General features: G+C 43.5%; 14 protein-coding genes. 1 reads left to right on the top strand and 13 read right to left on the bottom strand.

What is annotated here, in order from left to right; all coding sequences use genetic code 11:
- Nucleotides 1–208: 208 nt before the first annotated feature.
- The 7 genes from dtd to H2672_RS02530 all read right to left on the bottom strand — a co-directional run bounded on the left by dtd (nt 209) and on the right by H2672_RS02530 (nt 9,238).
- Nucleotides 209–649: a D-aminoacyl-tRNA deacylase gene (dtd, locus tag H2672_RS02560; RefSeq protein ID WP_186668618.1), complete on the bottom strand. Its 441-nt coding sequence runs from the start codon at nt 647–649 to the stop codon at nt 209–211.
- Nucleotides 650–665: 16 nt separating this feature from the next.
- Nucleotides 666–2,864, bottom strand: coding sequence for a RelA/SpoT family protein (locus tag H2672_RS02555; RefSeq protein WP_186668611.1), 2,199 nt, complete (start codon nt 2,862–2,864; stop codon nt 666–668).
- Nucleotides 2,865–3,023: 159 nt separating this feature from the next.
- The gene (locus H2672_RS02550; protein WP_067208211.1) at nt 3,024–3,536 is read right to left on the bottom strand and encodes an adenine phosphoribosyltransferase; all 513 of its coding nucleotides are present in this window, start codon (nt 3,534–3,536) and stop codon (nt 3,024–3,026) included.
- Nucleotides 3,536–5,875, bottom strand: coding sequence for a single-stranded-DNA-specific exonuclease RecJ (gene recJ, locus H2672_RS02545; protein WP_186668609.1), 2,340 nt, complete (start codon nt 5,873–5,875; stop codon nt 3,536–3,538). Before recJ ends, H2672_RS02550 begins: the two co-directional genes overlap by 1 nt.
- 151 nt (nt 5,876–6,026) lie before the next feature.
- Nucleotides 6,027–6,371, bottom strand: a complete 345-nt coding sequence (locus tag H2672_RS02540; RefSeq protein WP_186668607.1) for a LapA family protein — start codon at nt 6,369–6,371, stop codon at nt 6,027–6,029.
- Nucleotides 6,372–6,465: 94 nt separating this feature from the next.
- A complete protein-coding gene (gene secDF, locus H2672_RS02535) occupies nt 6,466–8,736 on the bottom strand; it encodes a protein translocase subunit SecDF (RefSeq protein WP_186668605.1) in 2,271 nt (756 codons plus the stop codon).
- Nucleotides 8,737–8,917: 181 nt separating this feature from the next.
- Nucleotides 8,918–9,238, bottom strand: a complete 321-nt coding sequence (locus tag H2672_RS02530) for a post-transcriptional regulator (protein WP_186668603.1) — start codon at nt 9,236–9,238, stop codon at nt 8,918–8,920.
- 96 nt (nt 9,239–9,334) lie between these two features.
- On the opposite strand from H2672_RS02530, the gene H2672_RS02525 reads away from it, so the two are divergent.
- The gene (locus H2672_RS02525; protein WP_186668601.1) at nt 9,335–10,852 is read left to right on the top strand and encodes a putative polysaccharide biosynthesis protein; all 1,518 of its coding nucleotides are present in this window, start codon (nt 9,335–9,337) and stop codon (nt 10,850–10,852) included.
- Here H2672_RS02525 and H2672_RS02520 read toward each other — a convergent pair.
- From H2672_RS02520 to ruvA, 6 genes are all read right to left on the bottom strand, one after another.
- Entirely contained in the window at nt 10,846–11,487 is a 642-nt protein-coding gene (locus H2672_RS02520; protein ID WP_186668599.1) for a DUF421 domain-containing protein, read from the bottom strand. The two genes, H2672_RS02525 and H2672_RS02520, sit on opposite strands and share 7 nt — an antisense overlap.
- A 137-nt stretch (nt 11,488–11,624) precedes the next feature.
- Nucleotides 11,625–11,888: a preprotein translocase subunit YajC gene (yajC, locus tag H2672_RS02515; RefSeq protein WP_186668597.1), complete on the bottom strand. Its 264-nt coding sequence runs from the start codon at nt 11,886–11,888 to the stop codon at nt 11,625–11,627.
- A 40-nt stretch (nt 11,889–11,928) separates the two neighbouring features.
- On the bottom strand, nt 11,929–13,068 hold the full coding sequence (tgt, locus tag H2672_RS02510) for a tRNA guanosine(34) transglycosylase Tgt (protein ID WP_186668595.1): 1,140 nt from the start codon (nt 13,066–13,068) through the stop codon (nt 11,929–11,931).
- 1 nt (nt 13,069) lies between these two features.
- Nucleotides 13,070–14,119 (bottom strand): tRNA preQ1(34) S-adenosylmethionine ribosyltransferase-isomerase QueA, encoded by a 1,050-nt coding sequence (queA, locus tag H2672_RS02505; protein ID WP_186668593.1) that lies wholly within the window; start codon nt 14,117–14,119, stop codon nt 13,070–13,072.
- A 29-nt stretch (nt 14,120–14,148) separates the two neighbouring features.
- Complete coding sequence (gene ruvB / locus H2672_RS02500; protein WP_186668591.1) at nt 14,149–15,159, bottom strand: Holliday junction branch migration DNA helicase RuvB; 1,011 nt, start codon at nt 15,157–15,159, stop codon at nt 14,149–14,151.
- 247 nt (nt 15,160–15,406) lie between these two features.
- Complete coding sequence (ruvA, locus tag H2672_RS02495) at nt 15,407–16,012, bottom strand: Holliday junction branch migration protein RuvA (protein ID WP_186668588.1); 606 nt, start codon at nt 16,010–16,012, stop codon at nt 15,407–15,409.
- Between the last annotated feature and the right edge of the window lie 67 nt (nt 16,013–16,079).

Genomic DNA, 16,079 nt, shown 5'->3' with positions numbered 1-16,079 from the left:
AAGCAGCTTCGCTGCCAGTCTTAGGTCTTCGGCTACCCCTTGTAATGCGCCTTCGCTCAATCTATATAGAAACCCAATCACCAGTAGCATGGAGAAAAATGCATTGTGGCAGCAGCTGGTACCACACACTGAATAAAAAAGATCATATCAAACACTCACCACAAGCAAAAAGGACCTTCCCAGGTATTGAGGAAGGTCCTTTTCCATGTTATTTTGAGTCTAGAATAATCGTTACAGGTCCATCGTTAACTAGCTCGACATCCATCATTGCGCCAAAAACGCCTGTTTGAACTCTTAATCCTTCTTCCTCCAATTTACGGTTGAAGTATTCCCATAGCGGTTTTGCCTGTTCGGGTCTCGCCGCTTCGATGAAACTTGGGCGACGTCCCTTTTTCACGTCCCCAAACAAAGTAAACTGGGATACTGAAAGAATATCCCCTCCCACCTCAAGGATTGAGTGGTTCATCTTGCCCTCAGTATCTTCCCATAAACGGAGACCCGCGATTTTCTTCGCCAGATAAGCAGCGTCTTCTTCGCTATCTGCATGAGTTACACCAACGAGGAGCACGTAGCCCTTGTCGATTGAACCCGTTGTCTCCCCTTCGATGCAGACAGTAGCTGGACCCGATCGTTGCAACACAACTTTCATCTGTTACACCTTCCAATCAATTAATGACACGTTCCACAGAATAGATATCGCGGATTTGTTTAATCCGATCAACAATTCTTTGCAAATGTGCAATATCCGTAATTTTAATCGTCATATGAATGCGGGCGATTTTGTCACGGTCCGCTTTGCCACTTACCGCAACCATAGGCGTTTTCGTATCGGCGACAACCATCATCACTTCATTCAACAACCCTTGACGATCGAATGCGGACACTTCTATATCAACCAGGAACTCTTTCCTTGAACTAGAAGGTCCAATTGCCCATTCCACGTCGATAATCCGCTCATTCTCGTCATCCCCGACCACAATATTAGGGCAGTCGGTACGATGGACGGAAACACCGCGTCCTTTTGTGATGAATCCTACAATTTCATCTCCTGGAACTGGATTACAACATTTCGATAGCCTGATAAGTAGATTGTCAATCCCTTTAACGATAACACCCGATTCAGTCATTTTTTCCGGTTGAGGTGATTTCATATCTGAAACGATTTTATCAATTGTATCTTGCTGTTCACGTACTTTTCGTAATTTTTCAGCTAGACGATTAACGACCTGCTGAGCGGTTATGCCATTGAACCCAACGGCTCCATACATATCATCTTCAGATGTGAAGCTGAATTTTTCGATAGTACGTTTAATATTCTCATGTGAAAGCACTTCTTTCAGATCAAAATCTTGTGATTTTATTTCTTTTTCAATCATTTCCCGGCCTTTTAGGATGTTTTCTTCCCGAAGTTGCTTCTTGAAAAACTGGCGAATTTTATTTTTAGCCTGAGACGTATTGGCAATTTTCAACCAGTCACGGCTCGGTCCAAGCGATTGCTTCGAAGTCAAAATTTCAATAATATCTCCTGTAAACAATTCAGTATCCAGCGGGACCATCTTGCCATTCACTTTTGCACCAATCGTCCGATTTCCAATTTCCGAGTGGACACGGTAAGCAAAATCAATTGGGACCGAACTTGCCGGCAGTTCAATAACGTCTCCATCCGGTGTAAAGACATAGACCATATCCGAGAACAAGTCGAATTTCAGTGATTCCATGAATTCTTCAGCGTTAGAAGATTCGTTCTGGAATTCAAGTATTTCCCTGAACCAAGTCAATTTCGAATCTATATTACTTGGGATTTCGGCTATCGTTTTCCCTTCTTTATATGCCCAGTGTGCTGCAACTCCGAATTCTGCAATTTTATGCATCTCTTCAGTTCGAATCTGTACTTCAAGCGGATCGCCAGCCGGACCTACAACAGTTGTGTGCAACGACTGGTAAAGATTCTGTTTCGGCATCGCAATATAATCTTTGAACCTGCCAGGCATCGGTTTCCATAGTGTATGAATAATACCAAGGACCGCATAGCAATCTTTAATGCTTGAAACGATAATTCGAACTGCCAGAAGGTCATATATTTCATTGAACTCTTTCTTTTGGATAACCATCTTGCGATAAATCGAATAAAGATGTTTAGGACGACCTGAAAGATCAGCCTCAATTTCCATCTCTCCAATTTCCGTCTTGACTTGGTCCATAACATTTACTAAATAGTTTTCTCGTTCGACACGTTTGCGCTTCATCATATTGACAATTCGATAATATTGCTGAGGATTCAAATAACGTAAAGCTGTATCTTCAAGCTCCCATTTAATAGCTGATATCCCTAACCGATGGGCAAGCGGTGCAAAAATTTCCAACGTTTCAGCTGCAACACGCCGTTGTTTTTCTTCTGGGACATGTTTTAACGTTCGCATATTATGGAGCCGGTCAGCTAATTTAATAAGAATGACACGGATATCCTGTGCCATCGCTACGAACATTTTACGATGATTTTCTGCCTGTTTTTCTTCTTTGGATTTATATTGTAATTTCTCAAGTTTCGTCACACCGTCGACAAGCATTGCCACTTCTTCGCCAAAATCACGGATGATGTCGTCCCTGCTGATGTCCGTATCTTCCACAACATCGTGAAGGAACCCGGCTGCAACTGTCGAAGGGTCCATTTCCAATTCGGCAAGAATACCCGCAACTTGGACAGGGTGAATGATGTACACTTCACCTGAACTTCTGTGCTGTCCTTCGTGTGCAGTCTTCGCTGCCTCATATGCTTTTTTGACGAACGCAACGTGTTCTTCATTCATATAAGAGGCAACAAGTGTGAATATTTCTTCCGCCGTCATGTCACGATTTTTCGCCATAATATTACCCCTTTCGACTTTATCCGCAAAAATGATTGTATTCCCTATTGTATGTATAAATACATGCTCATGTAAAGGGTTAGTATATGGAAATGTGGTTAGCACCTTCGTTCTAGGCATATGAAAAGATCCCCCGCTTATTATGGCGGAGGACCTTTTTCAATAGGTAATCAGTGAACGCATGTCATAACCTTGCAATTTTTCACGGCCGCTTAAATACGACAGTTCTATGATAAACGCACAGCCTGCAACAACTCCGCCTAGTTTTTCAACTAGCTCGACTGTCGCACCTACTGTACCGCCTGTCGCAAGAAGATCATCGACAATTAGTACACGCTGACCTGGCTTTATGGCATCTTTGTGAATTGTTAATGTATCTTTTCCATATTCAAGATCATATTCGACCTCAATCGTTTCTCTTGGCAACTTGCCAGGTTTACGGACAGGAGCAAATCCGACTTCCAGTGCATAGGCAACTGGGCAGCCAATGATAAATCCACGGGCTTCAGGGCCTACAATAATATCCGTATTAACTTCTTTCGCAAACTTGACGATTTCGTCTGTTGCGAATTTATAAGCTTGCCCATTATCCATGATTGTTGAAATATCCTTAAAGCTAATTCCTTTTTTCGGATAATCCGGTACAATCGTCACATATTCTTTCAAATCCATTAGTGTTCCTCCCTGTCGACAATTCCATTTCGCACAGTATCGAACCATTGTTTCAATTCCATATAAGGCGCATATAGCAGTCTTTTCTCAAGCTCAATTTGACGTTCGCGCTCTTTGTAAGCGGGTGCTTCCGTCAAATCGCGTTTACCGGCCGTTTCCTGAACGAAAACAAAACCATCTTCAATCTTAACAAATCCAAGCTCAGAAAACACCTTTGACATGAAATAAACCGTATCTTTTTTCCACGCTTTATGTTTTGTGAGCTGGGCTCCGTTCGTAACGAAGTCAAATTTCTCGCGTTTTTTCAAGAAACTGTAATACCAGCCAAACTGTTCGCGATCAGGAATCCCATCAAAATACCTTGATTCGGATGCGTGGAAATGCGCATAGACGCGGTCTGGCTGGACAGAATTCACAAGTTCTTCAAGTTGGGTAACATCGTCCGGTATATCCAAAAGCACGAGATTTTTCGCCTTCGTTATTGTTTCTTGTCCGAATAGAGTAATAATAATTCCCTTCATGGATGATTGGAAATGTGCCACCGTTTGTTCATGGAAAGCTACAAATAATGTATCGTCTAGCGGAATGGTTGGAAGCCATCTTGTTGCTTCACGCACACCGCGCAAATCGAACAGCTGCCACTCATCAGAACGTATATCGCTGATTAATAACTGAGGCTTCTTATTGCCGTTCCATTCATTCACCTGCAAATCACCCGTAACCGACAACTTTACGCCTGGCGTCAGTTGGTCAGCAATAGGACCGAGCCCGAATCCGATGGCATCAAGTGAAACGCCATTATCTGCTACTTCCAGCTTCATGTGATTCTTTGCCGCACCAATTTTCCGCACACTTGTGGCTGTAATGTTCTCTAGCATGTAAACTGGCTTTTCAAAAGCCATTCCAAATGGACGTAGCAGTTCCAGCGATTCCAAAACGCTGACATCAATTTCACTAATCGACAGTGGAACATCGATACGAACTTCAGGTGTAAGCATTTCTTCCGTCAACACTTGAACTGCCTGTTTATTAAGATTTTCACGTAGCGTGACAACGTCTGTAACTGCAAGAGACATACCGGCCGCCATCTGATGACCCCCAAAGTGAGGTAGAAGCTGTGCATTTTTAGAAAGCTCGGCAAACAGATCAAAACCAGTAATACTTCTTGCAGACCCTTTCGCAATTCCTGTTTCCCTGTCAATCGACAAGACGATGGACGGACGATAATATTTCTCAGTTAATCTTGAAGCTACAATTCCCACAACACCAGAATTCCAGCCTTCTCCTCCGATAACGAAAACGAGCGGAACTGTATCACCGTACATTTGCATAATCATGTCTTCCGCTTCTTTAGCTATTTCAGCTACAATCGCTTGCCGTTCTTTATTCAGCGTGTCGAGTTCTTTTGCCAACGTCATAGCAAGCGTTGTATCTTCTGTCTTCAATAGTTGAACTGCCGGGGTAGCATCACCTAGACGCCCAGCCGCGTTCAGACGGGGCCCAATCATGAATCCAATTGACTCCTCTGAGAGTGTTGCTTGTTCGGTGCTAGCGATGCGTGCGAGCGCCTGGATTGCAGGGCGCTTTGACACACGCATCTGCCTAATGCCCTCTTTAACGAAATATCTGTTTTCATCACGAAGCGGAACTAAGTCTGCAACTGTCCCGATAGCAACTAGTTCAAATAAATCTTCCGGAACATCCTCAAGTAACGCACACGCTAGCTTGAAGGCCACACCAACTCCAGCAAGCTCTCCGAACGGATACGCTCCTTCTGGATGTCGAGGATGGATGATGGCATCTGCTGCTGGTAGCACTTCACCAATTTCATGGTGATCTGTAATGATGATGTCCATACCAAGTGATTTTGCATATGCAATTTCATCGACGCCGGAAATGCCATTGTCAACTGTAATAATAAGCGAAGCCCCTTTTTCGTATAGCTCCAAGAAAAGGTCTTTATTCGGTCCATAGCCATGCTTGAACCGGTTGGGTATCGTATAGAACACATCTGCACCCATTCGCTCCAAGGCCGTTGTCAGGACCGTTACACTCGTCACGCCATCACCGTCATAATCGCCATAAACAGCAATTTTCTTATCTGTTGCGATTGCCGTTGTTATGAGTGACACTGCTTTGTCCATATCATATAGTAAAAAAGGGTCATGCATACTTGATGCATCCATATGTAAAAAACCTTTTGCCACTTCGGAATCTATTATTCCCCTTGAAGCAAGTATTTTTGCCTGGACAGATGAAATACCGAGATCCTTTGTCAACATCGCTACAAGTTCTTCATCCGGCCGTTCCACTTTCCATCTTTTCATTGATTCGATCAAATTTCTTCACATCCTTACGTTCATTATAGCGGATGGGCTACGACTCTAAAAGAAAAGACTGCTTAAATTCCACGAAGTAGAAGAACAAATTGATTTCGCTAACAAAATAGAGCATCTTCCCCGGTATTAGTAGCTGGAAGATGCTCTTCGCTTATACATTTTTGTTTTCGATAAATACTTCGTCATTGGATGGTAAGGCAGTGTACTTTTGCAGTTCTGCAATTTCATTCTGCTGCGCTGCAATTGTTAGCTCTTTGAGAGTCATTTCTTTTTGAAGCTCCTTAATGCGACGGTTTGATTGAAAGGACAGGAACATTGCGACAAACCCACTGACCATGGCACCAAGAAGGGCTGCACCTAAAATAATAAGAATAAGTGGCCACTGTGCTTGTCCAAACACATAATTGACTTGTACCGCATCAACATTGACGACAGCGAAGATAGCGATAATAATAGCGAATAAAAGACCTAACAGCAAATTCCATTGAAATTTCATATAGCTTTCCCCTTTCCTTAAGAAAAAAATAGAACAGAGTATACATAAAGTATACCCCGTTCCATGAATAACCGAAACTTATCATAATAGGTTCTTAAACGATAGGTTCGTCTGAGCCCCATTGCTTCTTCGTATCTTCTACTTTAATCGCGCCTTTTTTCTTCATTTCACGTTTTTTCAGATCAAACCAAATTTGAGCTGATATGAAAATCGAAGAATAAGTTCCTGCAAACAATCCAATCAGAAGGGCGATTGAGAAGGTTTGAATCGATTCTGCTCCGAATAGCATTAAGGCTACTACAACAAATATTACTGTAAGCACCGTATTTACAGAGCGGCCAAGTGTCTGACGTAATGATCTGTTGACGATGTCTGCCAGTTCTGCTTCATCGTCAATCCGGCCTCGATGATTAATATTTTCCCGTATACGGTCAAATGTAACAATTGTGTCATTGATAGAATAACCAACAATGGTCAAGACAGCCGCAATAAACGTGATATCAACCTCTAAACGCAGAATACTGAATATCGCGACCATGAAGAATGCGTCGTGGAAGAGCCCAATAATCGAGGCAACACCCATTCGCCATTCAAAACGGAATGCAACGTATATGATGATTCCAAGCGCTGCGATAAGAAGGGCGTAAATTGCATTTTTCGCCAATTCCTTACCGACCGTTGGTGAAACTGTTGAGATATTCGGATCGGAACCATATTCGGCAGCAAGATCCGTTTTAAATTTATTGACTTCCTCTTGTTTGAAGTCTTCTTTAAAGCGTATGACACCGATATTTTTCGTATCGCCAGAGATGACGATATCGTCTGTCGGGTGCCCAATTTTATCAAGATAAGTAGAAAGTTCATCTTTCGTCAATGAATGGTCAGCAAGCACTTCAACACGCGTTCCTTGTGAGAAGTCTATGCCAAGATTTAACTTGAATACACCAAGCATAGCGACACCACTTATTAGTAACACTGCCGAAATGACATAGAACTTTTTACGCGCTCCTACGAAATCGAAACGGTCAAATTTCGTAGTTAGCTCCAGCGTTTCAATTTGTTCTTCAGCTGGATGAATCCTACTTTTCGAAACACCGAATAATGCTGTTTTCCCATCAAACACACCACTATTGACAAGAAGTCCCAAGAGTATGCGTGACCCCCATACAGCCGTCAAGAAGCTGGCTAGAATACTGATGATCAGTATCGTCGCGAACCCTTTAACTGAGCTTGTCCCGAAACTGAACAAGACAACTGCCGCAAGAAGTGTCGTGATATTGGCATCAAGAATGGCAGTGAATGATGATTTCGCTCCAGCCATAAACGACGTCTTAACAGATTTACCGACACGCAATTCTTCTCGTATCCGTTCATACATCAAGATATTCGCATCGACGGCCATACCGACCCCGAGCATAAGTGCCGCAATACCTGGTAGCGTCAACACACCGTTAATAAGCGTGAAGACGAGCAATATAATAAAAATATAGACCGACAATGTAATAACTGCCACAAAACCTGGCAAGCGATAATACACAAGCATGAATAAGAAGATAAGCGAGATACCAATAATCCCCGCAAAGATTGTCTTATTAAGCGCTTGTTCACCGAACTGCGCGCCGACCGATGTCGAATAAACTTCTTCAAGGTGAACAGGTAGTGCGCCTGCGTTCAAAATTCCCGCGAGGCTCTTCGTCTCTTCTAATGAAAATGACCCTGATATTTCAACGTTCGAAGAGTTAATTGGGTTTTTCACATAAGGAGCAGAAACGAATTTAGGTTTCTCTTTCGTTACTTCCGCCCTAAAAGAATCTTCACCTTCTACAAAGTCTAGCCAGATGACCATTACGTTCTCTGGTGCTTTTTGTGAGATCAATGTTGTAACTTCGCCAAATTTAGTCGGCGATTTCATTTCAAGCGTAACGACAGGGTTACCATTTTCGCCGAAGTTCGCTTTCGCTTTTCCTTCTTTCAAGTCGTTTCCGTCTAAAAGCAGATTGTCATCAGCATCCCTAAATGTCAGGTTTGCCTGAGTAGAAAGTAGCTCCCTAGCTGATTCTTGGTCCTCTACTCCCGCAAGTTGCACGCGAATTCGATTACCCGACTCGATTTGGATACTTGGTTCACTTACTCCAAGTACGTCAATCCGGCTTGTCAGCGCATTCGCTGTATCTTTAACCATTTCTTCTGTTATTTTTGGGCCGCCTTCTTTCAAAGGCTTAACTTGATAAAGGACTTCAAAGCCGCCCTGTAAATCTAGACCTAGTTTTACATCTTTCACTATCGGATTTGCAGTCGTCCCAATCGTCAAGCCAAACACGACGATTAATAATAGAAACGCTACGATCCGTCCTCTTCTTTTCATAATCCAATTTCCCCCTCTAAATATGGAGCGCAACTGTACGGCATTTATCTATGTACATACTCCGAGAATAGCGACAGCGCCCCCGTGAAAATTGGCACTGAATACTACACAATTATAAAAACACAATATGTCTATTATGAAACACAGTCATTCATGTGTCAAATGACCGTGTTTCACCAAATCATAACTCACTTTTCGATTTTTGTGGTGTCAGTAAGATTTGTAGTTCTTCGCTGTTCAAGTCGGTAAACCAGTTGGCACCTCTTTGTTCTTCAATCTGTGTAAACGTCATATATTCTGCTGGTGAGATTTTGAGGATTCCATTTGCAATTTCATGCATCCCCATCTCCTCGATATTTTTTTTACGCCATTTCTTCTGGACACAAAATGCCCAAATATCCTCTTCAGTTACTGTTGTATAACCGTACAGATGAAATTCAGTCTTTTTGCTTTCAATTGCAGGCAGCATATGGGTGAACAGTTGTCCGTATCGTATTGGCATCTTTTCCATCCCTTTCCTGGACAGTCGTAAGTACGGATATTTCTGCATAGGTTTAGTGTATATGAAATGACCGGACTTGAGAAGGAGTTGTTTAAATTGTCTTCATTCATCCGCGGAACTGTCGTCCTGATGGTTGCCGTCTTCCTAACCAAGCTTTTAGGATTCGTCTTCCGGATTCAATTCATGCGGATTGCAGGCGAAGAGGCGGTCGGCATCTACATGACTGCTTATCCCGCCTTTATCTTTTTCCTGTCACTTGTCCAGCTTGGTGTACCGATCGCCATAGCAAAAGTGATTGCCGAACTCGAAGCGAAAGGGCAATCCGTAAGAATCCCTTCCCTAATGAAGACAGCTTCCTTCATCACCATTTTGACAGCAGTCGTATTTATCCCAGCATCTATCTTATTCGTTCCCTATTTAGCCGAAACACTTCTTGGCAATTCTGCTTCGTCCACTACTTTGTACGTCGGAATTGCAATCGTGCCAATCGCTGCCATTGGGGGTTTGATCCGTGGATATTTCCAAGGTATCGCACGAATCGAAGAAACAGCATGGTCACAAATCATTGAACAAATATGCCGAATTACGCTAATCACATGGCTTTTGCCGTATCTTCTTGTAGCTGACAATACAGCACTGAGTGCCGCATACGCGATGGGTATTACGCTTCTTGCGGAAATGCTATCAGTCCTATATTTGCTGTTCAAATACAAGCAACAGAAAAAACGCGGACCAAAACAGCAAGGGAAACTCAAGCGCTATCCTATGGAACCTCTGCTAGCCATCGCATTGCCATCATCTGGCAGCCGCCTGTTCGGTACGTTTACTTGGTTCCTAGAGCCGATTATCTTTCTTCGGGCACTTGCGTTTTCGGGGGTTTCAGCTGTAGCTGGTACAACGTTATATGGCATTGTATCTGGTGTACTCGTGCCGTTACTCCTATTCCCAGCTTTCATCCCATACGCCTTGTCTGTTGTCCTGGTTCCTGCTGTAAGCGGAGCAGTCGCATCAAATAATACAAGCAAACTGAAAGAACGGATTCATCTGTCCTTGCGCTTATCCGCTCTAACAGGTACGTTTGCAGCAACTGTGTTTTTTATTCACGGTGAGGATTTGGCAGTAAAGTTATTCCATGTTACTCAGGGTGCTTCCTATATGGCCTTACTTGCTCCTGTTTTTTTCTTTTATTATATTCAAGGACCACTTTATTCAATTTTACAAGCCACTGGCGATGCCAAGGCAGGGATGATGAACTCCGTATACGGCGGTATTGCAAAACTGGGGGTCATGTTCATCCTCGCCTCTCAACCCGGTCTACAGGTGACAGGGGCAGTCCTTGCAATCGGCTTCGGTGTGCTCATTACGTCATTCCTTCATATAGCAACACTTCGGAAAAACAAATCGACTGCTTCCGGCTTCACCATATTCGCTTTGCCCTATGCTTCCTTTATCATGACTTGTATTATGCGGCCCATTTTCATCCCGATTGGGGACTTCGGATTATTTATGGAATGCGCGATTACATCAATTTTCCTTCTTGCGATTCTTATTTTAACGGGTCAAGTTAAAAAAAGTGACCTATTCCTATTCAAGAAACTTTTGAAAAATCATTGATACTCGTCTTTCAACTGAAACTTCAGTTCATTATTCTCATATGAACAATAGAAAATCTGTTTCACATCATTCACTCCCAGTTGCTGGAGTCCTTTTACAAGCCATTCATCTGTCTTACCGATGAGTTCTACATGACTAGATTGAATAAAACCGTCTGAAATTAGCGCAAGAACAGGTTGGACATCATCGTGTTTGAAAACAGACAGATTTCCAGACGGCTCTAAATAAGCGAATGATACCTCATGAACGGAGCCAATTTGTTGCTCACGAAGCTGTTGGAATAAATCATCCAGATTGTAGCGCTGTTTTCGCATTTCCTGTTCTAGTATTACTCCATTTCTAATAATAAGTGACGGTTCACCGTCAACGATATCTCTGAACTTTTTACTTTTTAATGAGAAATAAGAAGAAACGAGTTGGATAACGAGCAGAACAAGCATTGGCACAATAGAGTGCATCAGTTTCTTATCAGGGGAGTCGAGTGCAAATGCAGCAACTTCCGCCATAATTACAAAGACAACAACGTCGATAATTCCAAGCTCACCGACTTCACGTTTCCCCATAATTCGTAAGATGATCAAAATAAGAATATACAGAAATACAGTTCGGAAACTGATTATTAGTAAATCATTCATAACTAAAATCTCTCCCTTTAAAGAAAGGATGCCCTTTACCCTAATGCTTGTATACATGCTCATTATCGAAAAAAAGGCGATTGCCTGAACGGGAAATTTCCCACTCAGCCAATCGCCTCTTCATATTCTTACAATACTTAAATTGATTCCGTTACACGTCCAACAGCTTGTCTGTCGAACTGCAAAGTCGTACCTTCAGAAACTTTAAGGAAAACCGATGAATCATCTACAGCGTCGATCGTGCCGTGAATGCCGCCGATTGTGATAACCTTATCTCCGCGTTTTAAATCTCCTTGCATCTGCTTCGTCGCTTTCTGTTTCTTTTGCGCCGGTCTGATAAGCAAGAACCACATCACTGCGAACATCGCAACGAATGGTAATAGTTGTGCTACTGAACCCATTTATATATCCCCCCTTCAATCAAGATTCATTATACAAGATTTAAAAGTTTTTTGCATTCGGTTTATTAAATCCGTAGCTTTCAAAAAACTCTTCACGGAAATCACCGAGTCGATCTTGGCGAATTGCATCCCTAACTTGCTCCATTAAATTAAGAAGGAAGTGGAGATTATGATAAGACGTCAATCTGATTCCGAATGTTTCATCCGCTCTAATAAGATGGCGAATGTAAGCCCGGCTGTACGTTTTACAAACATGGCAGCTACATTTTTCATCAAGAGGACGGAAATCACGTTCGAATTTCGCATTACGGATATTCAAACGTCCTTCACTTGTCATAAGCGTACCGTTTCGCGCAATACGAGTTGGTAAAACACAGTCGAACATATCAATACCGCGGATAGCGCCGTCAATAAGTGAGTCCGGCGAACCGACACCCATCAAGTAACGCGGCTTGTCCTGTGGTAGAAGTGGAGTTGTATGTTCTAGAATACGGTTCATAATATCTTTCGGCTCTCCCACAGACAAGCCACCGATTGCATAGCCTGGGAAATCAAGTGACACAAGATCTTTTGCGCTTTGAGCGCGTAAATCCTCAAATTCGCCACCTTGTACAATGCCAAATAGGGCTTGATCTGCCGGACGTGCATGTGCTCCTAGGCATCTTTCGGCCCATCTAGATGTCCGCTCAACGCTGGCTTTCATGTATTCATGTGTTGCAGGGAACGGCGGACATTCATCGAAAGCCATCATAATGTCTGCGCCAAGTGTATTCTGGATTTCCATCGCTTTCTCAGGGCTAAGGAACAGTTTACTACCGTTCAGATGATGTCTGAAATGGACACCTTCCTCTTCGATTTTACGGAATTCACTAAGTGAAAACACTTGGAAACCGCCTGAGTCAGTCAGAATCGGTCTGTCCCAGTTCATGAACTTATGTAGTCCGCCTGCCTCTCCAATGATATCCTGACCCGGACGAAGCCATAGATGATAGGTATTACTTAAAATAATGCCTGCTCCGACTTCTTTCAACTCTTCAGGTGACAATGTTTTGACAGTCGCCTGTGTACCAACTGGCATAAATGCTGGCGTTTCGAATGAACCGTGCGGTGTATGGACGATTCCAAGACGTGCTCCGGTTTGTTTACATGTTTTGATATGTTCGTATGTGACTGCTGTCATTTTATGATTCCTTCCTTTGTGACGGTTTAATGAACATTGCATCTCCAAAGCTGAAGAAGCGATATTTTTCCGCAACCGCCCGGTTATATGCTGCTAGAATATGCTCTTTAGTTGTTAGTGCTGAAATAAGCATGATCAACGTCGATTTAGGTAAATGAAAATTGGTTAATAGTCCATCCAAAATACTGAATTCATAACCTGGATAAATGAAAATCGACGTCCAGCCACTAGAAGGCACTATTTTACCGCCATTTTCCGAAGCGATTGTCTCAAGTGTCCGCGCAGACGTCGTGCCGACCGCGATAACACGCCCACCTTGTGCTTTTGCTTCATTTATTGCATCCGCTGTTTGTTCAGTGACATGATAGTATTCAGAATGCATCGTATGATCCTCAATCGTATCTGCACTGACTGGACGGAATGTGCCAAGGCCAACATGCAGTGTGATAAATGCAATGTTGACGCCTTTATTCCGTATACTTTCCAGGATTTCATCGGTGAAATGAAGCCCTGCAGTCGGCGCTGCTGCCGAACCCCGTTCTTTCGCAAACACAGTCTGATAGCGCGCTTGATCCTCCAGCGTTTCAGTAATATAAGGCGGTAGTGGCATTTGCCCAAGTTCATCTAGGATTTCATAAAAAATCCCGTCATAGATGAATTTGAATGTACGTCCGCCTTGTTCCGAAATGCCTGTGCACTCTGCCTTCAGACGTCCGTCACCAAATGTGACAATCGTACCAAGCTTCACACGTTTCGCAGGTTTCGCGAGCGTTTCCCACTCATCATCTGCCGTTTGCTTTAATAGTAACACTTCAATCATTGCCCCAGTATCTTCCTTCACACCCATCAATCGCGCCGGCAAGACCCGCGTATCATTCAGTACGAGCATATCTCCCGACTCAAGTTCATCAAGAAGATTGCTAAAATGACGGTGCTCCACTTCCCCCGTCTCTGGGTCAAGGACCATAAGACGGCTTGCTGTGCGGTCTAGCAATGGCGTTTGTGCTATAAGATTATCTGGTAAATCGAAATCAAAATCTTTTACATCCATCGTCTATAAATTCTCCCTTTATAATTGAATTAGAAATCGTTGTGCTCGGGAACGGGATAGCCGAAATGGTCGTATGCAAGACGAGTCGCAATCCGCCCGCGCGGTGTCCGCTGGATAAAACCGATTTGAAGAAGGTAAGGTTCATAGACATCCTCGATCGTTACCGACTCTTCGCCAATACTTGCAGATATCGTATCAATTCCAACAGGTCCGCCACGAAAGCGTTCAATCATTCCTGTCATTAACTTATGGTCAATATGATCAAGACCATGTGAATCGACTTGCAACATTTCTAGTGCTTCATTTGCCATTTCAATTGTAATGCTTCCATTGCCTCTTACTTGTGCATAATCTCGCACACGGCGCAACAGGCGGTTTGCAATACGTGGCGTTCCACGAGACCGGCGGGCAATTTCAACCGCGGCCTGCCCATCGATTGCCACTTCAAAAAGGCCAGAGCTACGTACTACGATCTCCTTGAGTGGCGCAACATCGTAATATTCGAGCCGCAGTGGAACGCCGAACCTGTCTCTTAGTGGCGCTGATAATGCCCCCGCGCGGGTTGTTGCCCCAATCAGGGTGAATGGCGGCAAATCTAGCCGGATAGACCGTGCTGAAGGACCTTTCCCGACAACGATATCCAGACAAAAATCTTCCATTGCAGGATACAACACTTCTTCTATTGCCCGGTTCAACCTGTGGATTTCATCAATGAATAGCACATCTCCCGGTTCAAGAGATGATACGACCGCTGCGAGATCGCCAGGGCGTTCAATTGCAGGGCCGCTGGTCATTCGTATATTGACGTCCATCTCATTGGCAATGACGGTTGCGAGCGTTGTCTTCCCGAGACCCGGTGGACCGTACAATAAGACATGATCCAAACTTTCGCTACGGCCTTTTGCTGCTTCGATGAAAATGCCGAGGTTTTCCTTCACTTTTTCCTGTCCGATATACTGACTCAGAAATTGCGGTCTAAGCGATTGTTCAAACCGTTCATCGAAATCCGATACTTCTCCCGAAATAACACGTTCCTCCATTGTCCGTCCCCCTTTCTGCTGTTGTTATATAGGTTGAAATAAAGAATTCCATTGAATTCGCTACGGCGCTAGGGGATGCCTCCCGACCTAAGCCTGACAAGCTTCGCTGCCAGTCTTATGGCTTCGGCTATCCGGTGTCCAGTTACTGACACAATTCACGTACTTCGAATTGTGACAGCAACTGGCATCCAATAGCGCCTTCGCTTAGTTTAAACACGGGATTCAATACTTCAATTTACACATACAATTAACCCTGCTTCAATAATAACCGAAGTGCCATTTTCATGTATCCTTCTGTATCCAGTTCTTCTATTTCTAATTTCGGCTTCACTTTCGTCAACTCGCGCTGAGAGTAACCGAGTGCTTCTAGTGCAAGTATTGCCTCATCAAGGGCACCATTTTCCACCATTGTCAGAAGGTTGACATCCTCATCCGGCATGTCCATTGCATTAAACAGATCATACAACTTCCCTTTCAAATCGAGGATCATCTGCCGAGCCGTTTTTTTTCCAACTCCCGGAAATTGAACAAGGAACGTTTCGTCCTCCCGTTCGATTGCACCAATCACCTGGGAAGGAATGCCGCTAGCGAGTATAGCCAAAGCACCTTTTGGACCAATACCTGATACGGTGATCAGCTTTTTAAACAATTCTCGCTGTTCCAAAGATTTGAAACCAAGAAGCAACTGGATATCTTCACGGACATGTAGATAAGTGAACACTTGTTGAATATCTTCTGTTTTATGAAAAGCATACGGATTGGGCGTCATGATGAGCCAGCCAATCCCACCCTGTTCGAGTGTGATATGTTCAGGTGTCACACGTGTGACTTGCCCTTTTATGTAGTCGTACACGCTACTCTCCCCCTATATATGTAGAATTAATTATACCATACGAACGCACTTTCTACCTTCAACTTGA

This window comes from Sporosarcina sp. BP05 (genome assembly GCF_014282005.1).
GTDB lineage: Bacteria > Bacillota > Bacilli > Bacillales_A > Planococcaceae > Sporosarcina.
The sequence above is the reverse complement of the archived record's forward strand: the minus strand, read 5'-3'. Positions and strand labels throughout refer to the sequence as shown.

Coding starts and splice junctions, on each gene's coding strand:
- dtd (WP_186668618.1), bottom strand. CDS start 649: ATGAAAGTTGTGTTGCAACGATCGGGTCCAGCTACTGTCTGCATCGAA.
- H2672_RS02555 (WP_186668611.1), bottom strand. CDS start 2,864: ATGGCGAAAAATCGTGACATGACGGCGGAAGAAATATTCACACTTGTT.
- H2672_RS02550 (WP_067208211.1), bottom strand. CDS start 3,536: ATGGATTTGAAAGAATATGTGACGATTGTACCGGATTATCCGAAAAAA.
- H2672_RS02540 (WP_186668607.1), bottom strand. CDS start 6,371: ATGAAATTTCAATGGAATTTGCTGTTAGGTCTTTTATTCGCTATTATT.
- secDF (WP_186668605.1), bottom strand. CDS start 8,736: ATGAAAAGAAGAGGACGGATCGTAGCGTTTCTATTATTAATCGTCGTG.
- H2672_RS02530 (WP_186668603.1), bottom strand. CDS start 9,238: ATGCCAATACGATACGGACAACTGTTCACCCATATGCTGCCTGCAATT.
- H2672_RS02520 (WP_186668599.1), bottom strand. CDS start 11,487: ATGAATGATTTACTAATAATCAGTTTCCGAACTGTATTTCTGTATATT.
- yajC (WP_186668597.1), bottom strand. CDS start 11,888: ATGGGTTCAGTAGCACAACTATTACCATTCGTTGCGATGTTCGCAGTG.
- tgt (WP_186668595.1), bottom strand. CDS start 13,068: ATGACAGCAGTCACATACGAACATATCAAAACATGTAAACAAACCGGA.
- queA (WP_186668593.1), bottom strand. CDS start 14,119: ATGGATGTAAAAGATTTTGATTTCGATTTACCAGATAATCTTATAGCA.
- ruvB (WP_186668591.1), bottom strand. CDS start 15,159: ATGGAGGAACGTGTTATTTCGGGAGAAGTATCGGATTTCGATGAACGG.